The sequence below is a fragment of the Kitasatospora sp. NPDC058170 genome (genome assembly GCF_042883905.1).
Taxonomy (GTDB): domain Bacteria; phylum Actinomycetota; class Actinomycetes; order Streptomycetales; family Streptomycetaceae; genus Kitasatospora.
Genome location: NZ_JBHVUV010000003.1, coordinates 249,097 through 274,415 on the forward strand (window position 1 = coordinate 249,097; position 25,319 = coordinate 274,415).

The window sequence follows — 25,319 nt, forward strand, 5'->3', positions numbered from 1 at the left end:
CGTTCGTTGGGCATGGGAGGATGCGAAACATTCAGCCCGACGAAGGAGTCCTGCGAGTGCCCGGCACCAACCTGACCCGTGAGGAGGCCCGCACCCGGGCCGAGCTCCTGCACGTGGACGCGTACGACATCGAGCTCGACCTGAGCACCGCCCGCGAGGGCGGCACCTTCCGGTCCACGACCGTGGTCCGGTTCACCGCGCGCACCCCCGGTGCGGCCAGCTTCATCGACCTCGTCGCGCCGAGCGTCGAGGAGATCACGCTCAACGGCGAGCGGCTCGACAACGCGAACTTCGCCGACAGCCGGATCGCGCTGCCGGCCCTGCGGGCCGAGAACGAGCTGCGGGTCGTCGCCAACTGCGCGTACACCAACACCGGCGAGGGCCTGCACCGGTTCGTCGACCCGGTCGACGGCGAGACCTACCTGTACAGCCAGTTCGAGGTGCCGGACGCCCGCCGCGTCTTCGCCTCCTTCGAGCAGCCCGACCTCAAGGCCGCGTTCGCCTTCACGGTGACGGCCCCCACGGGCTGGGTCGTGGTCTCCAACTCCCCCACCCCGACCCCGGTCGGCGAGGGGGACACCCAGGTCTGGACGTTCGAGCCGACCGGCCGGATCTCCACCTACATCACCGCGCTGGTGGCCGGCCCGTACGTGGGCGTCTTCGACGCCTACGAGAACGGCTCGCAGAAGGTGCCGCTGGGCGTCTACTGCCGTCCCTCGCTGCGCGAGTTCCTGGACGCCGACGCGATCTTCGCCGTCACCAAGCAGGGTTTCGACTACTTCCAGGAGAAGTTCGACTACCCGTACCCGTTCGCCAAGTACGACCAGCTGTTCGTCCCGGAGTTCAACGCCGGTGCGATGGAGAACGCGGGCGCCGTCACCCTGCGCGACCAGTACGTGTTCCGGTCCAAGGTGACCGACGCCGCGTACGAGTCGCGGGCCGCGACCATCCTGCACGAGCTGGCCCACATGTGGTTCGGCGACCTGGTCACCATGGAGTGGTGGAACGACCTCTGGCTGAACGAGTCCTTCGCGACCTTCGCCGAGGCCGTCTGCCAGGCCGAGGCGCCGGGCTCGAAGTGGCCGCACTCCTGGACCACCTTCGCCAACCAGATGAAGACCTGGGCGTACCGGCAGGACCAGCTGCCGTCCACCCACCCGATCATGGCCGAGATCAACGACCTCGAAGACGTCATGGTCAACTTCGACGGCATCACCTACGCCAAGGGCGCCTCGGTGCTCAAGCAGCTGGTGGCGTACGTCGGCCAGGACGCCTTCTTCAAGGGCGTGCAGGCCTACTTCAAGCGCCACGCCTGGGGCAACACCCGGCTCGCCGACCTGCTCGGCGCGCTGGAGGAGACCAGCGGACGCGACCTCAAGTCCTGGTCCAAGGCCTGGCTGGAGACGGCCGGGATCAACGTCCTGCGTCCGGCGCTCACCCTGAACGGCGACGGCGACATCGAGTCCTTCGCCGTCCTGCAGGAGGCCCCCGCGCTGCCCGCCGGCGCCAAGGGCGAGGCGGTCCTGCGCCCGCACCGGATCGCCATCGGCGTGTACGAGCTGGCCGACGGCGCGCTGGTGCGCACCGACCGGATCGAGCTGGACGTCGACGGCCCGCGCACCGAGGTCCCGCAGCTGGTCGGCCGGCACCGCCCGGCCGTCATCCTGCTCAACGACGACGACCTGTCCTACGCCAAGGTCCGCCTGGACGAGGACTCGCTGGCCGTCGTCACCGAGCACCTCGGCGGCTTCACCGACTCGCTGCCGCGCGCCCTGTGCTGGGCCTCCGCCTGGGACATGACCCGCGACGGCGAGCTGGCCGCCCGCGACTACCTGTCGCTGGCCCTCTCCGGCCTCGGCCGGGAGTCCGACATCGGCGTCGTGCAGTCCGTGCAGCGCCAGGTCAAGCTGGCCCTGGACGCCTACGCCGACCCGGCCTGGCGCGAGCAGGGCCTCGCCCGCTGGGCCGAGGCCGCCGAGCGGGAGCTGCGCGCCGCCGCGCCCGGCAGCGACCACCAGCTGGCCTGGGCCCGCGCGCTGGCCTCCGTCGCCCGCACCGACGGGCAGCTCGGCCTGCTCGCCGGGCTGCTGGACGGCACGGCCGAGCTGGCGGGCCTGGCGGTGGACACCGAGCTGCGCTGGACGCTGCTGGTGCGCCTCGCCGCCACCGGCCGCGCGGACGACAAGGCGATCGAGGCCGAGCTGGCCCGCGACAACACGGCGGCCGGCCAGGAGCACGCGGCCACCTGCCGCGCCGCCCGGCCGAGCGCCGAGGCCAAGGCCAGCGCCTGGGCCTCCGTGGTGGAGTCGGACGCGCTCACCAACTACGTCCAGGACGCGGTGATCGCCGGCTTCCAGCAGTCCGACCAGCGCGAGCTGCTGGCGCCGTACACCGCGAAGTACTTCGCGGCCGTCAAGGGGGTCTGGGAGTCCCGCAGCCACGAGATCTCGCAGCAGATCATCGTCGGCCTGTACCCGGCGCTCCAGGTCGAGCAGGCCACCCTGGACGCCACCGACGCCTGGCTGGCCGCGGCCGAGCCGGCTCCGGCGCTGCGCCGGCAGGTCGTCGAGGCGCGGGCCGGCGTCGAGCGCGCCCTGAAGGCCCAGGCGGCCGACCGGGCGGCCGGCGCGCGGGAGCTGGGGCACTGACCCGACCGCCCCGGGCGGGGGTCCTCGGACCTCCCGCCCGGGGCGGGCCGCTCGGCCCCGACCGGAACGAGAACGCCCGAGGGGGCACCGGATGCGCTCCGGTGCCCCCTCGGGGTCGTACGGGTCCTTGGTGGAAGGCCCTCGGTTACTTCTTCTTGCCCTTGCCGTCGCCGAACGGCAGCGCGGCGAGAGCACCGATGATCACGAAGGCCGCGATCGGGAGCAGCACGTACAGGCCGAGGGTCTGGGCGACCGTCAGGCCGGTACCCGGGTCGTCGCCGTCGTCCCGGGTGAGGGCCATGGCGGGCGACGACAGCAGCATCATCAGCGTGACCGTTGCGCTGACCGCGCCGGCTCGCAAAGCGTTCCTCTTGTCCACGTTGTTCAACTTACCCGCCTCTTACGCGGCCCCGCTCGGCGGGGTCGGCCTTTCGGGCCTGCCGCCCTCGTGCCGCCCGGCGCCCTCGGGCCGTTCGCGCGGCGCCTCGGCCGGCACGTCGGCCAGCACCTCGGCCAGTGACCGGGCCGCCGGTAGCGCGGCCAACGCGTCCAGCGTCACCGGATGGCCTTCGGCGTCGGCCACCGGCAGGCGCCAGTTCGGGTACTGGTCCCAGGTGCCGGGCAGGTTCTGCGGGCGCGGGTCCCCCACCAGGTCCGGCAGCCAGACGCCGACCAGCTCGGCCGGGGTGGCCGCCAGGAAGCGGTACAGCGCCCGCGCGGACAGCGGCTCGTCCTGCGCCAGCAGGCCCAGCCGGGTCAGCTCGGCCCGCCAGTCGGTCAGCTCGGCCGCGGCCTGCGACTGCTCCTCGCCGAGCGCGCGGGCCAGCAGGCCCAGCCGGTGGCGCAGCTCGACGTGCTCGCCGGACAGCCGGGCCGCGGTGCTCGGCAGGTCATGGGTGGTCAGGGTGGCCAGGCTGCCCGGCCGCCAGCGCTCCGGAGCCAGGATCTCGCCCTTGGCCTGCCAGTCCCGCTCGAACCAGAGCACCGAGGTGCCGAGGATGCCGCGCACCGCCAGCTCCTCCCGCACGCCCGGCTCGACCGTGCCCAGGTCCTCGCCGATCACGGTGGTGCCCGCCCGGTGCGCCTCCAGGGCGAGCACCCCGAGCATCGCCTCGGCGTCGTAGCGGACGTACGCGCCCTCGGTCGGCGGGTGTCCGGCCGGCACCCACCAGAGCCGGAACAGGCCCATCACGTGGTCGATCCGGACCGCCCCGGCGTGCCGGGCGGCGGAGCGCAGCAGCTCCGCGTACGGGGCGTAGCCGGCGGCGGCCAGCGCGTCCGGGCGCCAGGGCGGCAGGCCCCAGTCCTGGCCGTGCGCGTTGAAGGCGTCCGGCGGGGCGCCCACCGAGATGCCGGTGGCCAGCACGTCCTGGAGCGCCCAGGCGTCGGCGCCGTCCGGGTGGGCGCCGACGGCGAGGTCGTGGATCAGGCCGACGGCCATGCCGGCGCCGGCCGCCGCCTGCTGGGCGCGGGCGAGCTGGTCGTCGAGCTGCCAGGCCAGCCAGCGGTGGAGGTCGACCCGCTCCGCCAGTTCCTCGGCGGCGAGCGTGACGTGCGGGCTGTCGGGGTGGCGCAGCCCCTTGGGCCAGGCGTGCCAGTCGACGCCGTGCACCTCGGCGAGCGCGTTCCAGAGCGCGTGGCGCTCCAGCCACCCGCCCTCGCGGTGCAGGAACGCCCGGTAGGCCGCCTCCCGGCCGGCCCCGCGCGGTACCTCGTACAGCAGCTCCAGCGCCTTGCGCTTGAGCGCCCAGACGGCGTCGCGGTCGATCAGGCCGTCGTGGCTCAGCACCTCGTCGCGCAGCCGGGCCGCGCGCCGGCCCAGCTCCTCCGCCTCGGCGCGCTGCTCGCCCGTCAGGTAGCCGTACTCCGGGACGGCCTCGATCCGCAGGTGCACCGGGTCGGCGAAGCGCCGGGAGGAGGGCCGGTAGGGGGACGGGTCCGACGGTGCGCCGGGCAGGCCGGCGTGCAGCGGGTTGATCTGGACGAAGCCCGCGCCAAGGCCGGCCCCGGCCCACTGGGCGAGCTCCGCCAGGTCGCCCAGGTCGCCCATCCCCCAGGAGCGCTCGGACAGGACGGAGTACAGCTGCGCCAGGAAGCCCCAGCTGCGGCCGGTCGGCTGCGGCAGCCGCTCGGGGGCGACGACCAGGTGGGCGCGCTGCTCCCGCCCGCCCGCCGCCACCGTCAGGGTGTGCCGCCCGAGCGGCAGGTCGGCCGGCAGCCAGTGCGAGTGCCCGCGCGGCAGCTCCCAGACGCCGCCCTCCTCCAGTTCGACGCCGAGGCGGGCGTCCGCGGGAACGTCCAGCGCGGTGCGCCGACCCGCCCGCCGCACGACCACGGTCGGCGGCAGCAACCGGGCCCGCTGCCCGCCGCGGTGACGCTCCAGCGCCTCCCGCACCGCCTCCGGCGTCCCCGCCTCGACCCCGAGCGCGGCCAGCACCGCCACCAGCGTCCGGGCCCCCACCGACACCGGCCCACTGCCCGGGTCGTAACTGCTCTCCACCCCGTACGCCTGTGCCAGTGCCACCAGCTCCGCCGGGGGCGGCGGCGCGTCCTGCGCCGGCACCTGTCGGCTGTCGGCTCCGTCACGATCGAGGTAAGCGGCCACTCGCGGCTCCTGCGGCTCTCGGCAACGCCCAACGGGACAGCCACAGTCCTACCCGCGTAACACCCCGGTGACCCGGCGCGACACACGGTGCGGGGCCGGGGCGGCGGGCCGAAGGGCGCCGGAAGTGTTTCGTGGGCGGCCCAAGCAGTGATCAATTCGGACAAACCATCCATACCAGTCGGCGGCGTTGACACCGGCTGGGCCAACTGGTGGGCTTTGGCGCGATGTGGTCGCAGCCTGGCGAGGAGGCTCCTGTGCAAGCCCGAGTGTCCATCGCAGCCGGACGGCGGCTGAGGCAGCAGTTGGAACAGAGTCCCGCGCTGCGGGAGGTGCTGCAGCACCCGGCGGCGCTGGCCGCGCGGCGGGCCACGGCGCGGACGTGCCGTCAGCTGGCGCCCAGGGCGGCGGACCGGCTGATCGCGGACCTCAAGGGGACGGAGCCGCTGCTCGCCTCGGTGCGGGCCGAGCGGGCCGGCGGCGGGCGGGCCTCCGGGGCGCCGAGCCGGCGGACGCTGCAGATCGCGGCGACGCTGTCGGCGGCGGCCGTGGTCGGCGGACTGCTGGCGGTCGCGCCGGCGTCGGGCGCCTACGCGTACAGCCCGGGGCCCGACGTGGTGAGCAGTGCGCCGCAGACGCCGCTGGGCAGTGTGAGCAACCCCCAGGTGTTCCCGCGTCCGCAGGAGCAGAGCGTGGCGGGCAAGCCGGTGGCCGTGCCGGCCGCGGTGACGCTGGTGACCGCGCCGAAGGCCGACCACGGTGCGGTGGACGCCGTCCGCGAGGTGCTGGGCATCGCCGGGGCGACCTCGGTGACGCCGCAGGAGGAGGCCGGCACCCCGGCCGCCGGATCGCTGGTGGTGTACGTCGGCGGGCCCGCCGAGGACGCCGGCGGCCAGGTGGACCGGGTGCTGCGGGAGCTGACCGCGGCGGCCGGCGGCAAGGACGGCTCGGCGCCCTCGCCCGGCGGGATGGCGGCCGGCGGGTACGTGCTGTCGGCCGGTCAGCTGCCCGCCCAGGGCGGCGGCAGCTACGGCGCGGTGGTGCTGGCCGGGGTCGACGCGGCCGGGACGTTCTACGCGGCGCAGAGCCTGCGCCAGCTGCTCGCCGCCGTGCCGGACGGGCAGGGGCAGGCGCCGGGCGCGGCGGGCCTCGGCCTGCCGGGGATCACGCTGCGGGACTGGCCCTCCGGCGCGCCCGTGCGCGGCACCGCCGAGGCCTTCTACGGCACGCCGTGGAGCCAGCAGCAGCGCCTCGACCAGATCGACTTCCTCGGCCGGTCCAAGCAGAACTTCTACCTCTACGCCCCGGGTGACGACGCGTTCCGGCTCTCCCGCTGGCGCGACGCCTACCCGCAGGAGCGCGCCGAGGACCTGCGGGCGCTGGCCGCCCGGGCCGCGCAGAACCACGTCACCCTCGGGTACGCGATCGACCCCGGGCAGTCGTTCTGCTACAGCTCCGGCAAGGACGCCGACGCGCTGGTGGCCAAGCTGGACGGGCTGCGCAAGCTCGGCTTCACCGCGTTCCAGCTGCAGTTCCTGGACGTCTCCTACGACGAGTGGCACTGCGGCGACGACCGCTCCCGGTACGGCACCGGGCCGGCCGCGGCCGCCAAGGCGCAGGCCGAGCTGATCACCAAGGTGCAGGACCGGCTGATCGCGCGCAACAGCTGGCTGGCGCCGCTGTCCGTCGTCCCGACCGAGTACCACCAGCAGGGCTCCACGCCGTACCGCAAGGCACTGGCCGCGGCGCTGCCGAGCGGGGTGCAGGTCGCCTGGAGCGGGGTCGGGGTGATCCCGGAGAAGATCACGGGCGCTCAGACCGCCGACACCGGCGCCCTCTACGGGCACCCGCTGGTCACCATGGACAACTACCCGGTGAACGACTCCAGCCCGGACCGGCTCTTCCTCGGCGCCTACACCGGGCGCGACACCGAGGTGGCGACCAGGTCGGCCGTCATGCTCACCGGCGCGATGCAGCAGCCGGTGGCCTCCCGGATCGCGCTCGCCACCGCCGGTGACTTCGCCTGGAACCCCGGCGGCTACAAGCCGGAGGAGTCCTGGCAGGCCGCGCTGCGCTCGCTGGCCGGGCCGACCGGCGGCACCGCCACGCCCGTCGGCGCGGTGCTCGGCGCCGTCACGGCGCTGGCCGGCAACAGCTCCTCCTCGCCGCTGTCCAAGCAGGAGTCCGGCTACCTCGCCCCGCTGCTGGAGCGGTTCTGGGCCACCGCCGAGCCGAACTCCGGCACCGCCCCGGACGTCGCCAAGCTGATAGAGGCGGCCGCCCCGCTGCGGGACGCCTTCACCGCGATGGCCGGCGCCCAGCGGACCCTGGCCGCCTCCCAGGCCACCGCCCAGCTGGCCGCCGAGTCCGGTCCCTGGCTGGCCCCGCTGCACGACTACGGCCTGGCCGGCCAGGCCGCGCTGGACATGCTGCTCGCCCAGCGCGGCGGCGACGGCGCGACCGCCTGGAAGGCCCGGGTGGAGCTGAACCGGCTGCGCGAGCAGCTCGGCGGGAGCCCGGCGACGATCGGCGCCGGTGTGCTCGGCCCGTTCCTGGAGCGCGCCATACGGGCCGCCGACAACTGGGCCGGCGTGGTCGGCGGCGGCATCACCCCGACCACCACCCTGGGCACCGCCCACGACCACCTGCCCGCGCTGATGACCGACGGCGTCGCCGAGACCTTCTACTGGAGCGCGGGGCCCGCGCAGCCCGGCGACTCGATCGGCCTGGACCTCGGCGGCGGCCGCCCGGTCGGCAGCGTCACCGTGCTGATGGGCTCGTGGGGCGGCGGCGCGGACGGTCCGAGCGCGGTCGACGACTACATCCGCGACGGGGTGCTGGAGTACTCCACCGGCGAGGGCGGCTGGAAGCAGCTCGCCCAGGTGAAGAACCAGAAGAGCGTCACCGCGCAGCTGCCCGCGGGCGTGGTCGTCCGGGCGGTGCGGCTGCGCGCCACCGCCGCCCAGAAGACCGCGGTGGCGGTGCGCGAGTTCAGCGTCACCGCGCCCGACGAGGCCCCGGCCAGCGTCACCGGCGGCCCGGCCGCACTGCCCGGCTCCGCCGCCGACGCCGTGCTGGACGGCAATCCGGACACCGCCTACCGGGCGGCCACCGCGCCGACCGCCACGGACGAGCCGCTCACCGTCGAACTGGGTGCGGCCCGCCCGCTGGACCGCCTCACCGTGCTCACCGACCCGGGCGTGCGGGCCAGTGCCACCGTGTCGCTGCGCCACCCGGACGGCAGCTGGAGCGAGATCGGCACCATCCAGCCGGGCTACAACGAGCTGGCGGCCGGCGGGCAGGTCGCGGACGCGTTCCGGCTGGCCTGGAAGCCGGGCGGCGACCCGCCGGTGGTCAACCAGGTGATCCCCTGGTACGCCGACGCCCCGGCGGCCCGGCTCAGCCTCTCCGACGCCGCACTGGACGTGGTGACCGGCGCGGCGGCCCCCGCGCAGACCCGCGCGATCGTCGAGGCGGGCCGCCCGGAGGGCGCCGCCGGCGAGCTGCGCACCGAGGTGCCGGTGGTGGCCAAGGGCCTGACCGTCGCCCCGGCGGCCGGGGTGACCGTGCCGCGCGGCGGCCGGGTGGGCGTCCCGCTGCTGGTCACGGCCACGCCGGAGACGCCCTCCGGGACGTACCAGGTGCCGGTGCTGTTCGTGGCCGGCCTGACCACCGTGCGCCAGGTGCTCCAGGTGCACGTGGTGCCGCCGACCGGCGGTGCGGACCTGGCGCCCACCGCGCACGCCACCTCCTCGGGCGACGAGACGGCGTCGTTCCCCGCCGCCGCGGTGGCCGACGGCGACCCGAAGAGCCGCTGGTCCTCGCCGGCCAGGGACGACGCCTGGGTGCAGCTGGAGCTGCCGAAGGCCGCCCACCTGGGCTCGGCGGTGCTGCACTGGCAGGCCGCGTACGCCTCCGCGTACAAGATCCAGTCCTCGGCGGACGGCGTCAGCTGGACGACGGTGGCCACGGTGGACGACGGCAGGGGCGGCAACGAGACGGTCCGCTTCGACGCGCCGGACGCGAAGTTCCTGCGGGTCCAGGGCGTGGCCCGGGCCACCAAGTACGGCTACTCGCTGTGGGGTGTCGAGCTGTACGCCGTCACCCAGCCGGCCGCCACGCCGCCGGTCACCGTCCCGCCCGTGACCACCCCGCCGGTCGCACCGCCGGTCACCACGGCACCGACCGGTCAGCCGACCCCGCCGCCGGCCGCCACGGCGCCGCCGGTCGCGCCCACGACGGCGCCCGTCGCACCGCCGGCCAAGCCCTAGGGCGGCCGGGGTCGGTCAAGACGGCGGGCCGCCGCGCTCCCCGGTTGCGGGGTGCGCGGCGGCCCATGAGGCGTACCGGACGCTATGACGGGCAGGCCCTTGTTGAAGCGGGGTCAGGCGGAGAGCGGTTCGGGCTGCTCGCCGCGGCGGATCGGGGCGGAGTGGGCGGAGTGCGCCCGGCCGAGCGGCACGGTGTGCGCGGCCTCGGTATGGTCGTGGTGTTCGTACTCGCCCCACTGCGAGGCGTGCAGCTGGTCGCCCCCGCCGTACGGCTCCAGATAGGGGCGCCAGCGCGGGTCCTTGATCCCGGTGCCGATGATGCGCCAGGCCAGGCCGCTGGGCGGGGCCGGCTGCCGCTTCATCCGCCAGCCGAGTTCGGTGAGGTGGCGGTCGGCCTTGGTGTGGTTGCAGCGGCGGCAGGCTGCCACCACGTTGTCCCACCGGTGCTGGCCTCCCCGGCTGCGCGGGATGACGTGGTCGACGCTGGTGGCGGCGGCCCCGCAGTAGACGCAGCGGCCGTGGTCGCGGGCGAACAGCGCCCGGCGGGTGAGCGGGACGGGCCCGCAGAACGGGACCCGGACGAAGCGGGTCAGGCGGACGACGGACGGCGCCGGAAGGGCGCTGGTGGCGCTGTGCAGAGTGACTCCCGAGTCCTCCAGGCTGACCGCCTTGTGGTTGAGGACCAGGATGAGTGCGCGGCGCATCGATACGACGCCGAGTGGCTCGTAGGACGCGTTGAGGACCAGGACATGCGGCACGGATGCCTCCTTGGACGCCTGCGGCGCGTGGCTCGCGCCGGGACGAGCGGTTGGATCACGCAACGGGTGTGTGATCTCCCCCAGTGTCGCCTCACGCCTTTGTGCGGCGCCACCACTCCCGTGTAACGGACCCGACATGAACCGCGGGGTGCGGTTGCCGTCATACCCGATATGCCCAGGCGAAGGAGGGGTTGCACCCGGGTGCCGTCCCGGGGCGCCGCCGCCCGCCCGGGGGACGGCTCGGCCGGTCGGCGCAGCACGGCCGCGGGCGGCCCCGGGAGTGCTCCTGGAGTGCTCCGGGGGGCTCTCCGGGGCGCGGAACAGGGGCGCGCCGGGGCGTTGACAGGGCGTCCGGGAGTGGTCCGCACGCCCTTCGGCGTGTCCGGCGGGTGGTCCGGCGCCGGTTAGGGTAGTGCGGACGGTCCGCAGGCCACGGCATGCCTCCGCGGCGGCGGGCCCGCCACGCTCCCTGCAGGAAGGTCCCGCACGTGTCCTGGTCCGGTGCCGCCGGTCTCCTCGCCGACGCGTCCACGACGCCGAGTCCGTCCCCGAGCCCCACGGCCCCGGCGCTGCCGCAGCTCGACCTCAGAATCCCGACCAGCGCGCAGGAGGTCGGCGAGACCACCCGGCAGGCGGCGGGCTGGTTCGACTCGCACTGGCAGGACTGGCTGGCCGGCGGTGTCCGGATCGTCTTCATCATCGTGCTGGCGCTGGTGCTGCGGGCCGTGGTGCGCAAGCTGATCACCCAGCTGATAGGGCGGATGACCAAGCCCGCCGAGGGCGACGACGAGCCCGGCCGGCTGGGCGGTCTGCTGGCCAACACCGGGGTGGTCAACCCGGAGCGCCGGCAGCAGCGCTCGGAGGCGATCGGCTCGGTGCTGCGCAGCGTGGCCTCCTTCAGCATCCTGGGGACGGCCGCGCTGATGGTGCTGGCGGCGCTCGGGGTGAACCTGGCGCCGCTGCTGGCGAGTGCCGGTGTGGCCGGTGTGGCGATCGGTTTCGGCGCGCGCAACCTGGTCACGGACTTCCTGTCCGGGGTCTTCATGATCATGGAGGACCAGTACGGCGTCGGCGACGAGATCGACACCGGGGTGGCCACCGGCACGGTGCTGGAGGTCGGCCTGCGGGTGACCAAGCTGCGCGGCGCGGGCGGTGAGATCTGGTACATCCGCAACGGCGAGGTGAAGCGGATCGCCAACATGAGCCAGGGCTGGTCGACGGCCTCGGTGGACGTGCAGGTCGGGTACAAGGAGGACCTGATCCAGGTCGAGGCGCTGATCCGGGAGACGGCGGAGACGCTGGCCAAGGAGGCGCCGTTCGACGAGCTGGTCTGGGCGCCGGTGACGGTCCTGGGCGTGGAGTCGGTGGCGGTCGACTCGGTGGTGCTGCGGGTCGAGGCCCGGACCGCCCCGGGCAAGTCGCTGTCGGTGGCCCGGGCGCTGCGCCAGCGGCTGAAGACGGCCTTCGACCTGGCCGGGATCAAGGTCAAGGAGGAGGTCCCGGCGGCGGCCGCGGCCGCCGCGGCCGCGGGTGGTGCGACCTCCGCGATGGTGCTGGCCACCGCCTCGGTGCCGGCGCCGACCGACGCGGCGCCGCCGTCCGCGCTGGCCGACCCGGCCTCGCCGCGCTATCTGGCCACGGCGCCGATACCGGCACCGGTGAAGCCGGGCGACGACGGCGGCAAGACGCCCTGACGCCCGGCTCTGACGCCCGGCCCTGACGCCCCGCCGGAGCGTGCCCGACACCGGCCGGAACCGGACGCGAGCCCCGCTCTCCCCCCTCGGGAGGCGGGGCTCCGTGCTGCCCGGTAACGCTTCGGCATCCACCGCGGGAGGGACCATTGACACCCTCCGGACGGGGACCGTACGGTCCTTTCTCAAGCGACTGGAAAGTTTCCTAACAGTTCGCCCGAACCCCACCCGGGGGCTACCGGGACCAGCTGGAAGAGGAGGATTCCGCGCGTGACCAAGACGACCGCCAAGGCCCCCCTCGCCGGCACCCCCAGCCTGCTGCGCGCCATCAACGACCGAGCCGCCCTCGAACTGCTGCTGGAGAACGGCCCGCTCTCCCGCACCCAGATCGGCACCCTGACCGGCCTGTCCAAGCCCACCGCCTCCCAGCTGCTGGCCCGTCTGGAGGCCGCCGGGCTGGTCCTGCCGGTCGGCACCACGGCGGGCGGCCCGGGTCCCAACGCGCAGCTGTACCAGGTGAATCCGGCAGCCGGCTACGTCGCCGGACTGGACGTCACCAACAGCCACGTGCGGATCGCGGTGGCCGACATCACCGGCGTCACCCTCGCCGAGCACGTCGTGCCGACCAAGGGCTGGCCGGCCGCCGGCACCGTCCCCGGGGTCGCCGCGGCGGTGGCCGAGACCGTCCGCGCGGCCGGACTCGCGGAGGACGCCCTGGGCAACGTCGTGATCGGTGTCGGCGGCGCGCCCGACCCCGTCACCGGCAAGCTGCGCTACGCCTCCCACCTGCCGGGCTGGCACGCGCCGCGGCTGGCGCAGGAGCTCTCCGAGGCGGTCGGCGCGCCGGTGTCGATCGAGAACGACGTGAACCTCGCCGCCGTCGCCGAGCAGGCGTCCGGTGCGGCCCGCGGGTTCGAGGACTTCGTCCTGCTCTGGGCCGGTGAGGGCACCGGCGCAGCGATCGTGATCGCCGGCCGGCTGCACCGCGGCTTCACCGGCGGCGCCGGGGAGGTCGGCTACATGCCGGTGCCCGGTTCACCGTTCGTGCGGGACGCCCGGCGCCGCAACTCCGGCGGCTTCCAGGAGCTCGTCGGCGCGCCCGCCGTCAAGGCGCTGGCCCGCCGGCACGGGCTCGCCGCCCCCACCGCCGAGGAGTCGCTCGCCCTGGCCCTGGAGACCCCGGGTGCCGGTGACGAGTTCCTCGCCGAGCTGGCCGGCCGGCTCGCCGTCGGCCTGGCCGTGATCGTCGCCGTCGTCGACCCCCAGCTGGTGGTGGTCTCCGGCGGCGTGCCGAGCGCGGGCGGCGAACGGCTGCGCGCACTCGTCGAGGAGGAGCTGGCCAGGATCTCGATCGCCCGGCCGGAAGTCCGCAGCAGTGCCCTGCCCGGTTCGCCCGTCCTGATCGGCGCCCTGCAACGCGCCCTGGCAGCCGCCCGCGAGGCGGTCTTCTCCACGCACTGAAGTACCGCCGCACCGAAGTACTGCCGCACCGAACTACCGCCGCACCGAACTACCGCCCGCCCCCGCACCACCCCGCAGACAGCTCCCACCTGCACCGAAGAAGACCCTGCACACCTCTCCCCCAGCCCCCCAACGCGGGACCAGAGGCAATGACGCCTGCCCGCGCACCCCCAGGAGGATCTCGAAGTGCACTCCACCTCCCGCAGAAGCCGCCGGACGATCGCCGCCGTCACCGGCAGCGCCGTACTGGCCCTGCTCGCCACCGCCTGCACCGGCACCAACGACGCCGGCGGCAGCGACGACTCGGCCTCCGGCAAGGACGTCACCATCACCTTCTGGCACGGTTGGAGCCAGGACTCCGAGGTGAAGGCGATCAGCGCCAACATCGCCGCCTTCGAGAAGGCCCACCCGAACATCCACGTCAAGGTGGTCGGCAACATCGCCGACGACAAGGTCAACCAGGCGCTGCGGGCCGGCGGCGACTCCGCCCCGGACGTGGTCTCCTCCTTCACCACCAACAACGTCGGCATGTTCTGCTCGACCAAGGCCTTCGCCGACCTCAAGCCCTTCCTGGAGAAGGACAAGATCGACGCCGCGAAGACCTTCCCAGCCGCGATGCTCAACTACTCGCAGTTCGAGGGCAACCAGTGCGCCCTGCCGCTGCTCGGCGACGCCTTCGGCCTGTACTACAACAAGACCGCCTTCGCCAACGCCGGCATCACCGCCGCGCCCAAGACCTTCAGCGAGTTCGCGGACGCCGTCACCAGGCTGACCGTCCCCGAGGGCGACAGCTTCAAGCAGCTCGGCTTCATGCCGCTGTACCACGGCTACGAGTCGACCACCGAGCACTTCCTCGGCCAGTGGGGCCCGAGCTACTTCGACGGCTCCGGCAAGTCGAACCTCGCCTCCGACCCCAAGGTCGCCTCGATGCTGAACTGGCAGAAGGGCCTGGTCGACAAGCTCGGCGGCTACGACAAGCTGGACAAGTTCCGCGCCACCTTCGGCGAGGAGTTCAGCGCCAAGAACCCGTTCCACACCGGCCAGGTCGCGATGGCCATCGACGGTGAGTGGCGCACCGCCTCGCTCGCCGAGAACAAGCCCGACTTCGAGTGGGCCACCGCGCCGTTCCCGGTGCCGGACGACCAGCTCGCCACCTACGGCCGCGGCTACCAGACCGGCACCATCGTCGGCATCGCCAGCAGCAGCAAGAAGCAGGCCGCCTCCTGGGAGCTGGTCAAGTACCTGACCACCGACACCGACGCGGTGGTCAGCTTCGCCAACGCGATCCACAACGTGCCGAGCACCTTCGAGGCGCTCAACTCGCCGAAGCTGATCACCGACCAGAACTTCAAGACCTTCCTGGACATCGCCAAGAACCAGCACTCCGGCACCACCCCGGCGAGCGTCAACGGCGGCGCCTACATCGTCTCGCTGCAGAACCTCGGCTACGCCTACGAGTCCGGCCAGCAGAAGGACCTCCCGGCCGGCCTCGCGGCCACCGCCAAGGAGATCGACGCCGCCATCGCCCAGGCCAAGTAGCCAGCGGCCCAACGGAGCTCCCATGTCACTCGCGTTCGGCACCCGCAAGGGCACCGGATCCACCGACCCGGCGGCGCCCTCCACGCAGCACCTGCTGCGCCGGAAGCGCCGCCGGGAGGCGGCCCGCACCCTCGCCTTCCTCTCCCCCTGGCTGATCGGGTTCAGCGTCTTCTTCCTGTACCCGCTGATCTCCACCGTCTACTTCAGCTTCATGAAGTACAACGGCTTCAGCGCCCCCGCCTTCAGCGGCCTGAAGAACTGGGACTACGTCCTCAACGACTACCCGTCCTTCTGGCAGGGCCTGCGCAACACGCTCTGGCTCGTCGTCATCATGGTGTCGCTGCGGGTGACGTTCGGTCTCGGCATCGGGCTGCTCATCACCAAGGTCAAGACCGGCGCCGGCTTCTTCCGCACCGCGTTCTACCTTCCGTACCTGGCACCGCCGGTGGCCGCCACCGTGTCCTTCGCCTTCCTGCTCAACCCCGGCACCGGACCGGTCAACCACTTCCTCGGCGAGATCGGCCTGCCCCAGCCCGGCTGGTTCGCCGACCCGACCTGGTCGAAGCCCGCGCTCACCATGCTGGCCATGTGGGGCATCGGCGACCTGATGGTCATCTTCATGGCGTCCCTGCTGGACGTCCCGAAGGAGCAGTACGAGGCGGCCGAGCTGGACGGCGCCGGGTCGTTCCAGCGCTTCCGGTACGTCACCCTGCCGAACATCTCGCCGATCATCATGTTCGCGGTGGTCACCGGGGTCATCCAGACCATGCAGTACTACACCCAGGCGATCGTCGCCGGGAAGGTCGCCGGCGGCATCGCCGGCAACTCCGGGCAGCAGTTCGAGCCCGGCTTCCCGCAGGGCTCCACCTGGACCCTGCCGCAGATGGTCTACAACCTCGGGTTCCAGCACTTCAACTACGGCGCGGCCTGCGTCGTCGCCCTGGTGCTGTTCGCCATCTCGATGGCCGTCACCTCGATCCTGCTGCGCCGCAAGTCCGGCTTCATGGCGAACGACGACTAGCGGACGAGTGAGGACACGATCATGACTCTCAGCACCACGCTCACCGAGGCCCCCGCGCACAAGCCCGGCACCTCGCGGTCCGGCGGCACCCGCAGCGCCGCCCACCGGGCCGCCCGCCGGCGCGCCGCGCTCAACTGGGTGGCCGTCCACTCGCTGGCGATCGCCGCCACCCTGTTCTTCCTGCTGCCATTCGTCTTCGCCTTCCTCACCTCGGTGATGACGGACAACCAGGCGCTCACCACCGACTACTGGCCCACCTCCTGGGAGTGGGGCAACTACTCCAAGGTGTGGGAGACCCCCGGGTTCCTGACCTGGTGGCGCAACACGCTGCTGTACGCCGGACTCGGCACCGTGCTCACCGTCGTCTCCAGCCTCCCGGTGGCGTACGCGCTCGCCAAGTTCCGGTTCCGGGGCCGCAACCTGGCCCTGATGGCGGTCATCGCGATGATGATGCTGCCGCCGCAGGTCACCGTCATCCCGATGTACCTGTTCTGGTCGAAGCAGATGGGCCTCTCCGGCTCGCTCTGGCCGCTGATCATCCCGATGGCCTTCGGCGACGCGTTCTCGATCTTCCTGCTGCGCCAGTTCCTGATGACCATCCCCAAGGAGTACATCGAGGCGGCCCGGATCGACGGCTGCGGCGACCTGCGCACCCTGGTCAGGGTCGTGCTGCCGATGGCCAAGCCGGCCATCGCCGCCGTCGCGCTGTTCCAGTTCTTCTACGCCTGGAACGACTACTTCGGCCCGCAGATCTACGCCAGCGAGAACCCCGCCGCCTGGACGCTCTCCTACGGCCTGGAGTCCTTCAAGGGCGCCCACCACACCAACTGGAACCTCACCATGGCCGCCACCCTGCTGGTGATGGCGCCGGTGATCATCCTCTTCTTCTTCGCACAGAAGGCCTTCATCGAAGGCGTGACACTGACAGGGGTCAAGGGCTGATGTCCGCACTGAAGTTGGCAATCGTCGGCGGCGGGTCGACGTACACCCCCGAGCTGATCGACGGCTTCGCCCGGCTGCGCGACACCCTGCCGGTCGGCGAGCTGGTGCTGATCGACCCGGCCGCCGACCGGCTGGAGCTGATCGGCGGGCTGGCCCGGCGGATCTTCGCCCGGCAGGGGCACGGGGCCGTCGTCACCACCACCACCGACGTCGAGGCGGGCGTCCAGGACGCCGACGCCGTCCTGCTCCAGCTGCGGGTCGGCGGGCAGGCGGCCCGCAACCAGGACGAGACCTGGCCGCTGGAGTGCGGCTGCGTCGGCCAGGAGACCACCGGCGCGGGCGGGCTGGCCAAGGCGCTGCGGACCGTCCCGGTGGTGCTGGACATCGCCGAGAAGGTCCGCCGCACCAACCCCGACGCCTGGATCGTCGACTTCACCAACCCCGTGGGCATCGTGACCCGCGCCCTGCAGAGCGCCGGCCACAAGGCCGTCGGCCTGTGCAACGTCGCGATCGGCTTCCAGCGGCGCTTCGCCAAGCACCTGGGCGTGGCCCCCGAGCTGATCCGCCTGGACCACGTCGGGCTCAACCACCTGACCTGGGAGCGCGGCGTCACCCTGCTCGACGCACCGGGCTCGGCCACCGGACGCGAGGTGCTGCCGGAGCTGCTGGCCGGCTTCGGCAAGGACATCGCCCAGGAGCTGCTGCTGCCGCAGCCGATGATCGAGCGCCTCGGCGTCGTGCCCTCCTACTACCTGCGCTACTTCTACCAGCACGACCAGGTGGTGGAGGAGCTGAAGGCCAAGGGCTCGCGGGCGGCCGAGGTCGCCGCGATCGAACGGCAGCTGCTGGAGCTGTACGCCGACCCGGCCCTGGACACCAAGCCGGAGCTGCTCTCCAAGCGCGGCGGCGCGTTCTACTCCGAGGCCGCCGTCCAGCTGATCGCCTCGCTGCTGGGCACCGACGGCGGGACGTCCGTGCAGGTCGTGAACACCCGCAACGACGGTGTGCTGCCGTTCCTGCCGGACGACGCGGTCATCGAGGTCCCGGCCGAGGTCGACGCCGCCGGGGTGCGCCCGCTGCCGCAGCGGCCGGTCGAGCCGCTGTACGCCGGCCTGATCGCCGCCGTCACCGCGTACGAGCACCTCGCGCTCGACGCCGCGCTGCACGGCGGGCGCGACCGCGTCTTCGACGCCCTGCTCTCCCACCCGCTGGTCGGCCAGATCGAACGCGCCGACCAGCTCACGGACCGGTTGCTCGCCCACAACCGCGAGCACCTCGCCTGGGCGTGACCCGCCCGCCGCGTCCGGCCCGCGCCCCCGTCCCGGGGAGTCGCGGGCCGGGCCGCGAGGAGACCGACCACCCCCGGCCGGGGACAACGGCCGGGCCACGTACGAGCCGCGGGGACCTGATGACCCACCAGCCCGAACCACTCCTGCCCGGCGTTCTCGCCATCGACGCCGGGAACTCCAAGACCGACGTCGCCCTGATCGGCGCCGACGGCTCCGTCCTCGGCTCCGCCCGCGGCGGCGGCTTCGCCCCGCAGAAGGTCGGCGGCGCGGCAGCGGTAGCCGGCCTCGCCCCCCTCGTCGAGGAGGCCGCCGCCGCGGCCGGACTGTCCTTCCGCAGCGGTGTCCTGACCACCCACGTCAGCGCCTGCCTCGCCAACGCCGACCTCCCGGTGGAGGAGGAGGCCCTGCGCACCGCGCTGGAGTCCCACCCCTGGGGCGCCACCAACACCGTCGCCAACGACACCTTCGGCCTGCTGCGGGCCGGCACCGACGGCCCGCGCGGCATCGCCGTCGTCTGCGGCGCCGGCATCAACTGCGTCGGCCTGCTCCCCGACGGCCGCACCGCCCGCTTCCCCGCCCTCGGCGAGCTCACCGGCGACTGGGGCGGCGGCAGCGGACTGGCCATGAACAGCATGTGGCACGCCGTCCGGGCCGAGGACGGCCGCGGCGGCCCCACCGCGCTCGCCCGGGCCATCGCCGAGCACTTCGGCCTGCCCAGTACCGGCGCGGTCGCCGAGGCCATCCACCTCGGGCACCTGCCGTCCGTGCGGCTGCACGAGATCGTCCGGGTGCTGTTCGCGGTCGCCGGGGCGGGCGACCCGGTGGCGCTGGAGCTGATCGACCGGCAGGCCGACGAGATCACCCGGCTCGCCGTCGTCGCCCTCGGCCGGCTGGAGCTGCTGGACGAGCCGACGCCCGTGGTGCTCGGCGGCGGCGTGCTCGCCTCACGGCAGCCGCTGCTGCTCGACAACGTGACGACCCGGCTGGCCGCGGCCGCGCCGCTGGCGGAGCCGCGCGTGGTCGTCGCGCCGCCGGTGCTGGGCGCCGCGCTGCTCGGCCTCGACCACCTCGGCGCGGGCGAGGCCGCCCAGGCGCGGGTGCGGGGGGCCTACGACCCGGCGCGACGGATCGCGGCGTGATCCCCCTGCGGTCCGCGCACCCGCGCCCCCTCTGAGCTCCACCCCTCCGATGCTCCGCCCCCGACGGGTCCGCACACCCGCCGGGGGCGGCCGGGTCCCGGCAGCGGCCGACCGTCAGGCGGCCCGCGCGAGCCCGGCCGGCCCGGGAGCGGCGGCGCGGCGGCGACGGCGGTAGTAGTGCACGGTCAGCACGCCCAGCAGCGGCCCCCAGGCGGCCAGCGGCAGGTAGGCGGCCCAGAACACCACGGTCTGCCAGCCGTGCGTGATCACGCCGCCCGGCTCCCCGGTCAACGTGAGCCCGAAGGCGAACATCACCATCGCGTACGGGAAGACCATCAGCAGCGTCGCCCCGAGCCCGGCCGGGATGACGGCGGCGAGCGTCGGCACCCGGCGGCCGCCCAGGCCCGGGATCCAGCGCGGCCAGACCTGCCCCCACTCGGCGACCAGCCCGACCGCGAGGAAGGCCAGCGCCTCGCTGACCACGCTCAGCGCGATGATGTACCACCACCCCGCCGAGAGGGCCGGCGAGCCCTGGAGGTCGGGACGGTGCTCCAGCAGCGGCACGTCGAAGATCATGGCGGCGATCCGCCAGACGCAGGAGGGCAGCGCCGTCAGCGTGGTGGCGTAGGCGGCGAGCACCGCCCAGCGCGGCACCCCCTGCGCCGTCCGGCCGTGCAGACTCCTCGACATCGTGCGGGCGTTCATGCGTCCTCCCCGACAGCGGGCCCGGTCGACGGGCCGTTGCGACTGCTTCCGCTCCCAAGGTCGCAGCGCCACCACCGCTCCCGCGTCCTCCGACGGACGGGACCGGCTCACCCCCACGGGGGAGGTGGCGAGGCGGCCGTGCGCCGCGCGGAGGACGGGCCGGTTCCCGTGCTGCCGACCGGGGTTGACCTCAACCGCGCTTCAGGTTGTGGGATGGGGACCAGCGGCGATCACCGCCGGCTCCGGAGGGGATCCGGTATCGAGAGGGGTACGGCCATGGCGAAGGACGCACAGCCGGCGGGGGCGGTCCCGACGCGGACACAGGCCGAGGTGGCCGGTGTCGTCAGGGGGCTGGAGAAGGCGTTCAACGACAAGGACCCGGTCGCGCTGGCGGGTTGGTTCGCCGAGCGGACGTCCTGGACCAACGCCAGGGGCACCCGGCTGGACGGGCGTGCGGCGATCGCCGAGTTCAGCGCCCCGGCGATGAAGGGCTTCCTGAGCGACTCGTACGCGCGGTACGAGGTGGTCAAGCTGCTGGAGATCGCGCCCGAGGTGATCGCCGTCAACGTGGCGCAGACGCCCACCGACGCCGACGGCAACCCCGTCGAGGGCGCGCGCGGCGCCGCGCTGTACGTGGTCGCCCGCCAGGAGGAGGGCTGGCGGATCGTGGCCGGCCAGAACAACGCCGTGGAGGCCCCGGCCGCCGGGTGACCCTCCTCCGCGGGGCCTCCGCGGGGGCCGGACCGCCGACCCGGCGGGCCGGGAAAGCGGTCGACAGACCCGGCGGGGATGGCGCAGAGTCGCACCATGGCCCACCTCTCGCTCCCGCCCCTCCCGGACCGGTACCGGAGCCGGGCGGCGACCGTCGCCGACGCCCCCGAGATCCACCACCTGGTCGCCGCCTGCGAGCGCGAGCTGCTCGGGCGCGCCGAGAGCGGGGCCGACGGCGTCGCCGCCGACCTCGCCCTGCCCGGCCTCGACCCCGCCCTCGACACCCTGCTCGTCCAGGACCGGTCCGGGCGGCTCGCCGGCCGCGCCTGGGTGCACAACGGGCGGCGCAGCAAGGTCGACGTCCACCCCGCCCACCGGGGGCGGGGGTTGGGCGGCCGACTGCTCGACTGGGTGGAGGCGCGGGCCCGCGAGGCGGGCGGCCTGCGGCTCTCCCAGACGGTGCCGGACGGCGACCGGGCCGCCGTCGGGCTGCTGCGCTCCCGCGGCTACGGGGCCTTCGTCACCGAGTGGCAGCTGGAGTTCGCCATGTCCGCCGAGCCGGCGGTGCCCGACCCGCCGGCCGGCGTCACGGTGCGGCCGTTCCGGGCCGGGGACGAGCAGGCCGCGTACCTGCTCACCGAGGACGCGTTCGACGAGTGGCAGCCGCGGCGGAAGTCCTACCCGGAGTGGGCGCTGCACACCGTCGAGCGCGACACCTTCGTACCGGCGCTGTCGCCGGTGGCGTTCGCCGGCGGCGAGATGGTCGGCGCGGTGCTGGCGCTGGACGTCCCGGGCACCGGCGAGGGGTACGTCGAGCGGGTCGCCGTACGGCGTGACCACCGCGACCGGGGGATCGCCCGGGTGCTGCTGCGGGAGTCGTTCCGCGCCTTCCACCTGCGGGGGCGGCGGACGTGCACCCTGTGGACGCACTCGGAGACCGGCGCGCTGTCGCTCTACGAGCGGGTGGGGATGACCGTCCGGCGCAGCTCCTCGGTGTACGGGAAGCCCCTCGCCGCCGAGTGACGGAAGCGGCCACGGGGACGGCAGGGGTGGCTGTGGAATCCATGGACGGTGACGCTTCGTCAGATCCACGGCCCGGTCGGCGAATTCCCCGATTACCGGTCTGCCGACCCGCCTCCTGGGGCAGAATCCCCCGCAGTCGAGGGGGGAAGGGTGCGGGATGGGGATCTTCAGCCGCAAGCGCCGGGACCGGGCGGCCGCGCCGCAGGACGCGGCGCAGGCCACACCGCAGGACGCGCCGCCGCGTGCCACGATGCGCCCGGTCGGGCCGCAGGACCCGCCGCTGCCGGAGGGCGGCGGCTCCTGGATCTACGAGGTCGCCGGGGAGTACTCCTCCGAGACCTGGGCGCCGCCCGAGTCGATCCGGCGCTGGTGGCAGGTGGACCGGGACGGCAACGTGATCGGTGAGGCCGTCGAGAACGAGCACTTCGGCCCGCCGAAGGACGACCTCGCCCGGGCGACCGACCCGGACGGGCCGCTGAGCTGGCTGCCCGACCCGGAGGGGACGGTGCGCGGCTGGCTGTCGGTCGCGCTCGGGCGGATCGCCGACGGCGTGGAGGTGCACTGGCTGAAGGTCACCGAGACCCCGGTCTGCCTCGCGGGCGAGGACGCCTCGGACTTCGCCCCGCCCGACTTCGAACAGGCTCCGCCCTCCCGGATCGGCGTCGCGGTGCCGGTCGGCATCGGCGTCCAGCTCGCCGGGCACGCACCGGCGGTGCTCTGGGGCCTGCTGCTCTGGGTGACGGTGTCCGACGGCTCGCAGGAGGACGCCCTGCAGAACGTCTGGCTCCGCCACGAGATCGACGCGGACCGCGCGGACGAGAGCCTGCGCATCGTCCTCCAGGCCCCCGAGATCCGGTTCTGAGCCCGCCCCCGGTCGGCCGGGCCCCACGGGGGCCGCCGCCCGGGGGTCCGGTAGAGTCCGGGCCCGGAGGACCGGGCGTTCAGGGGCGGAGCAGACCAGCATGGCGGGCCGGCAGCAGCGCGTACCCGCCGAGTTGAGCGACCGTTACCTCGGCCTGCTGGCCGACGTCTCCCGCACCGGCCGACTGCTGCGCCGGGCCGAGCTGGAGAGCCTGCGCACCCTGGGCGAGCGCAGCGCCGAGGCCGGGCACGGACTGCGTGAACTGGTCGCCCACTGCCTCGGCGCCACCCGACAGGCCTGGCGGACGCTGCCCGGGATCTCCGCCGCGACCACCGTCGCCGAGCTGCGCCGCACCGGCGACGCCGTCCTCGCCGCCACCGACGGCGCGCTGGCCGCGCTCGGCGAGGGGCACGAGCGGGCCCAGCGGATGGCGGTCCGCCAGGAGGAGTCGGCCCGGCGCGAGTTCATCGCGGACCTGCTGTACGGCCGCGGCGACCTCGGCCTGCTCGCCGAGCGGGCCGAACGGTTCGGGCTGCGGCCGGCGGGTTCGCACGCGGTGGCGGTGGCGGTCGGCGAGGACCCGTTCGAGGACGCCCACCCGCTGGTGCACCGGGTGGAGCGGGAGCTGGTCGGACGGTTCGGCGAGCGGGACGTCCTGGTCACGAGCAAGGACGGCCGACTGGTCTGCATCGCGCCCGACTGCGAGCGCGCGGTGCTGGAGGCGTTCGCCGAGCTGGTGCTCGGTCCGGGCACCGGCTTCCGCCCGGTGCTGCGGGTGGCGACCGGCCGCCGTCACTCCGGGGCGAGCGGGGTGGCGCGCAGCTACGAGGAGGCGCTCGGCGCGTTGGACTACGCCGATCGGCTGGGTCTGCCCGCCCGGTGGCTGAAGGCCGCGGAGCTGCTGGTGTTCCCGGTGCTGATGCGCGACCGGGCGGCGATGGCCGACCTGGTGCGCAGCGTCCTGGGCCCGCTGACGGCGGCCCGGGGCGGTGCGCGGCCGCTGCTGGACACCCTGGCCGTGCAGGCCGAGACGGGCTACGTCAACGCGGAGGCCGCCCGCCGCCTGGGGCTGAGCGTGCGGACGCTCGGCTACCGGCTGGAGCGGATCCGGACGCTGACCGGCTACGACCCGGCGATCGCGCTGCACCGCTACACGCTGGAGACGGCGGCGATGGGCGCCCGGCTGCTCGACTGGCCGGAGCAGCCGCTCTGAGACGCCCCGGGTGTTCGGCCAAGGCGTCCGGTCCGGGTGCCCGATCCGGGGTGTCAAAGCGGCGTCAAGATTGCCGGATCCTGGCAGTGTGCGAACACCTACTCGACTGTCACGATCTCCGTGGCGCGGGGCTGCGGCACCGCCGGAGGGGCAAGGGGGGCGGGGCGGATGGGGGGATCCATCGAAGCCGCGCCGGGCTCCCCGACGGCGCCGTCCGCCCGCGCGCCGGTGGTGGTCGCCGGGTGCCGGACAACGGCCCCGGTGGCAGTGGTACCGGCCCTCTCCGGGGCGGCCCGACCCCCACGTCGGCGCCCCGCCCGGGTGCACGGCGCCGCTCCCCACGTCGGCGCCGTGCACGGAGGACACGGCGCCGACCGGACCCCCGGGGAGCTCAGGCCCCGGCCCCCTCACCGACGCCAATGGCGCTGCAGTTCACGGCCGTTGACCGCACCTGCGGCGGCTCCCCCGGTCCGGACCCCGCGGCGGGCGGCCCCTCTCCGGGTGGCGTCCCATCAGATGACCCGTGTCGCGTGGCGCGCCGACCCGTACCAGCGGTGGCGCTAGCTTGTGCGCATGGTCACTGAGGAGCTCGATCTCACCGGGCTGCGGCGGGTCTACGGACGGCCGGGAAGCCGACTGTTCTACACGATGGTGGCCAGGAACGCCCGGCACTGGGGGTGGACGGAGCCCGGACAGTCCAAGTGGCGCTGCTGGCGGGCCCAACGGCGGCTGGAGGACGTGCTGGGGCGCAAACTCGCCCTGCCCGCGGGTGCCCGGGTCCTCGACGCCGGCTCCGGGGCGGGGGTGGTGGCACGGGCGATGGCGGCCCGGTTCGGGCTGGCGGTCACCGGGGTCGACGTCCTGGACTTCCATGTGCGCGAGGCCCGCAAGCTCAGCGCGCGGGCGGCGCTGGAGGGGCGGACGGCCTTCTCCTGGGGCGACTACCACCGGCTGGAGTTCCCCGACGCGTCCTTCGACGGCGCCTACTCGATGGAGACCCTCGTCCACTCCTACGCCCCGGAGCGGGCCCTGGCCGAGTTCCACCGGGTGCTTCGCCCGGGCGGCCGGCTGGTGCTGCTCGGCCCGATGAGCACCGTCCCGCTGGAGGAGATGGGCGCCCGGGACCGGGCCGTGCTCGAACGGTACCTGGACGACATGGTGTTCCCCGGCGCCAAGCGCTACCACGCCGGCAACCTGGAACGGCTCCTCACCGAGGCGGGGTTCCAGGTCGAGGAGGCCCTCGACGCCACCGCGAACTACGCCCCGACCGCGGAGGCGCTGTACACGTACTTCCGTGTCCCCTACGCGCTGCTGCGCTCGTGGGGGCCGGCCGAGAAGTGGCTCAACATGCGCTCGGTCGTGGAGATGTACGGGGTCCGGCAGTACATCGCCTGGTACGTCCACACCGCCGTCAAGCCGGCCGCCTGACGCCTCCTCGGCCGCT

The 25,319-nt window shown here is 74.1% G+C and carries 18 protein-coding genes; 14 read left to right on the forward strand and 4 right to left on the reverse strand.

Features of this window, described 5'->3' with window-relative positions:
* Positions 1-56: 56 nt before the first annotated feature.
* On the forward strand, positions 57-2,648 hold the full coding sequence (gene pepN / locus ACFVVX_RS05675) for an aminopeptidase N (RefSeq protein ID WP_387941737.1): 2,592 nt from the start codon (positions 57-59) through the stop codon (positions 2,646-2,648).
* A 145-nt stretch (positions 2,649-2,793) separates the two neighbouring features.
* On the opposite strand, the gene ACFVVX_RS05680 is transcribed toward pepN, so the two are convergent.
* Positions 2,794-3,027, reverse strand: a complete 234-nt coding sequence (locus ACFVVX_RS05680) for a hypothetical protein (protein ID WP_387941739.1) — start codon at positions 3,025-3,027, stop codon at positions 2,794-2,796.
* Between the two features lie 21 nt (positions 3,028-3,048).
* Positions 3,049-5,211, reverse strand: coding sequence for a 4-alpha-glucanotransferase (gene malQ / locus ACFVVX_RS05685; protein ID WP_387941934.1), 2,163 nt, complete (start codon positions 5,209-5,211; stop codon positions 3,049-3,051).
* A 344-nt stretch (positions 5,212-5,555) separates the two neighbouring features.
* Between malQ and ACFVVX_RS05690 the strand changes: the two genes are divergently transcribed.
* The gene (locus ACFVVX_RS05690) at positions 5,556-9,521 is read left to right on the forward strand and encodes a beta-N-acetylglucosaminidase domain-containing protein (RefSeq protein ID WP_387941741.1); all 3,966 of its coding nucleotides are present in this window, start codon (positions 5,556-5,558) and stop codon (positions 9,519-9,521) included.
* A gap of 113 nt (positions 9,522-9,634) precedes the next feature.
* On the opposite strand, the gene ACFVVX_RS05695 is transcribed toward ACFVVX_RS05690, so the two are convergent.
* Complete coding sequence (locus tag ACFVVX_RS05695) at positions 9,635-10,279, reverse strand: HNH endonuclease (RefSeq protein ID WP_387941743.1); 645 nt, start codon at positions 10,277-10,279, stop codon at positions 9,635-9,637.
* A 488-nt stretch (positions 10,280-10,767) separates the two neighbouring features.
* Between ACFVVX_RS05695 and ACFVVX_RS05700 the strand changes: the two genes are divergently transcribed.
* From ACFVVX_RS05700 to ACFVVX_RS05730, 7 genes are all read left to right on the forward strand, one after another.
* Positions 10,768-11,973, forward strand: coding sequence for a mechanosensitive ion channel family protein (locus ACFVVX_RS05700; RefSeq protein ID WP_387941745.1), 1,206 nt, complete (start codon positions 10,768-10,770; stop codon positions 11,971-11,973).
* 267 nt (positions 11,974-12,240) lie between these two features.
* Positions 12,241-13,431 carry an ROK family protein gene (locus ACFVVX_RS05705; RefSeq protein WP_387941747.1) on the forward strand — a complete coding sequence of 397 codons (1,191 nt, stop codon included), beginning with the start codon at positions 12,241-12,243 and terminating at the stop codon, positions 13,429-13,431.
* A 186-nt stretch (positions 13,432-13,617) separates the two neighbouring features.
* The gene (locus ACFVVX_RS05710; protein WP_387941749.1) at positions 13,618-14,970 is read left to right on the forward strand and encodes an extracellular solute-binding protein; all 1,353 of its coding nucleotides are present in this window, start codon (positions 13,618-13,620) and stop codon (positions 14,968-14,970) included.
* 22 nt (positions 14,971-14,992) lie between these two features.
* Entirely contained in the window at positions 14,993-15,991 is a 999-nt protein-coding gene (locus tag ACFVVX_RS05715) for a carbohydrate ABC transporter permease (RefSeq protein ID WP_387941751.1), read from the forward strand.
* Between the two features lie 21 nt (positions 15,992-16,012).
* Complete coding sequence (locus ACFVVX_RS05720) at positions 16,013-16,933, forward strand: carbohydrate ABC transporter permease (protein ID WP_387941753.1); 921 nt, start codon at positions 16,013-16,015, stop codon at positions 16,931-16,933.
* Positions 16,934-16,941: 8 nt separating this feature from the next.
* Entirely contained in the window at positions 16,942-18,222 is a 1,281-nt protein-coding gene (locus ACFVVX_RS05725) for a 6-phospho-beta-glucosidase (RefSeq protein WP_387941936.1), read from the forward strand.
* 119 nt (positions 18,223-18,341) lie between these two features.
* Entirely contained in the window at positions 18,342-19,361 is a 1,020-nt protein-coding gene (locus ACFVVX_RS05730) for an N-acetylglucosamine kinase (protein WP_387941755.1), read from the forward strand.
* A 114-nt stretch (positions 19,362-19,475) separates the two neighbouring features.
* Here the strand turns inward: ACFVVX_RS05730 and ACFVVX_RS05735 are convergent, their stop codons facing one another.
* A complete protein-coding gene (locus ACFVVX_RS05735; protein ID WP_387941757.1) occupies positions 19,476-20,066 on the reverse strand; it encodes a hypothetical protein in 591 nt (196 codons plus the stop codon).
* A gap of 276 nt (positions 20,067-20,342) precedes the next feature.
* Here ACFVVX_RS05735 and ACFVVX_RS05740 point away from each other — a divergent pair, with 276 nt between their 5' ends.
* The 5 genes from ACFVVX_RS05740 (at position 20,343) to ACFVVX_RS05760 (ending at position 25,303) form a co-directional block, all read left to right on the forward strand.
* The gene (locus tag ACFVVX_RS05740; RefSeq protein WP_387941759.1) at positions 20,343-20,777 is read left to right on the forward strand and encodes an SgcJ/EcaC family oxidoreductase; all 435 of its coding nucleotides are present in this window, start codon (positions 20,343-20,345) and stop codon (positions 20,775-20,777) included.
* Between the two features lie 96 nt (positions 20,778-20,873).
* A complete protein-coding gene (locus ACFVVX_RS05745) occupies positions 20,874-21,800 on the forward strand; it encodes a GNAT family N-acetyltransferase (protein WP_387941761.1) in 927 nt (308 codons plus the stop codon).
* A 157-nt stretch (positions 21,801-21,957) separates the two neighbouring features.
* The gene (locus tag ACFVVX_RS05750) at positions 21,958-22,662 is read left to right on the forward strand and encodes a hypothetical protein (protein WP_387941763.1); all 705 of its coding nucleotides are present in this window, start codon (positions 21,958-21,960) and stop codon (positions 22,660-22,662) included.
* A gap of 100 nt (positions 22,663-22,762) precedes the next feature.
* Complete coding sequence (locus tag ACFVVX_RS05755; RefSeq protein ID WP_387941765.1) at positions 22,763-23,875, forward strand: PucR family transcriptional regulator; 1,113 nt, start codon at positions 22,763-22,765, stop codon at positions 23,873-23,875.
* Positions 23,876-24,448: 573 nt separating this feature from the next.
* Positions 24,449-25,303 (forward strand): methyltransferase domain-containing protein, encoded by an 855-nt coding sequence (locus ACFVVX_RS05760; RefSeq protein ID WP_387941767.1) that lies wholly within the window; start codon positions 24,449-24,451, stop codon positions 25,301-25,303.
* Positions 25,304-25,319 lie beyond the last annotated feature (16 nt).

Coding starts and splice junctions, on each gene's coding strand:
- ACFVVX_RS05745 (WP_387941761.1), top strand. CDS start 20,874: ATGGCCCACCTCTCGCTCCCGCCCCTCCCGGACCGGTACCGGAGCCGG.
- ACFVVX_RS05760 (WP_387941767.1), top strand. CDS start 24,449: ATGGTCACTGAGGAGCTCGATCTCACCGGGCTGCGGCGGGTCTACGGA.
- ACFVVX_RS05750 (WP_387941763.1), top strand. CDS start 21,958: ATGGGGATCTTCAGCCGCAAGCGCCGGGACCGGGCGGCCGCGCCGCAG.
- ACFVVX_RS05735 (WP_387941757.1), bottom strand. CDS start 20,066: ATGAACGCCCGCACGATGTCGAGGAGTCTGCACGGCCGGACGGCGCAG.
- ACFVVX_RS05730 (WP_387941755.1), top strand. CDS start 18,342: ATGACCCACCAGCCCGAACCACTCCTGCCCGGCGTTCTCGCCATCGAC.
- ACFVVX_RS05755 (WP_387941765.1), top strand. CDS start 22,763: ATGGCGGGCCGGCAGCAGCGCGTACCCGCCGAGTTGAGCGACCGTTAC.
- ACFVVX_RS05740 (WP_387941759.1), top strand. CDS start 20,343: ATGGCGAAGGACGCACAGCCGGCGGGGGCGGTCCCGACGCGGACACAG.
- ACFVVX_RS05720 (WP_387941753.1), top strand. CDS start 16,013: ATGACTCTCAGCACCACGCTCACCGAGGCCCCCGCGCACAAGCCCGGC.
- ACFVVX_RS05715 (WP_387941751.1), top strand. CDS start 14,993: ATGTCACTCGCGTTCGGCACCCGCAAGGGCACCGGATCCACCGACCCG.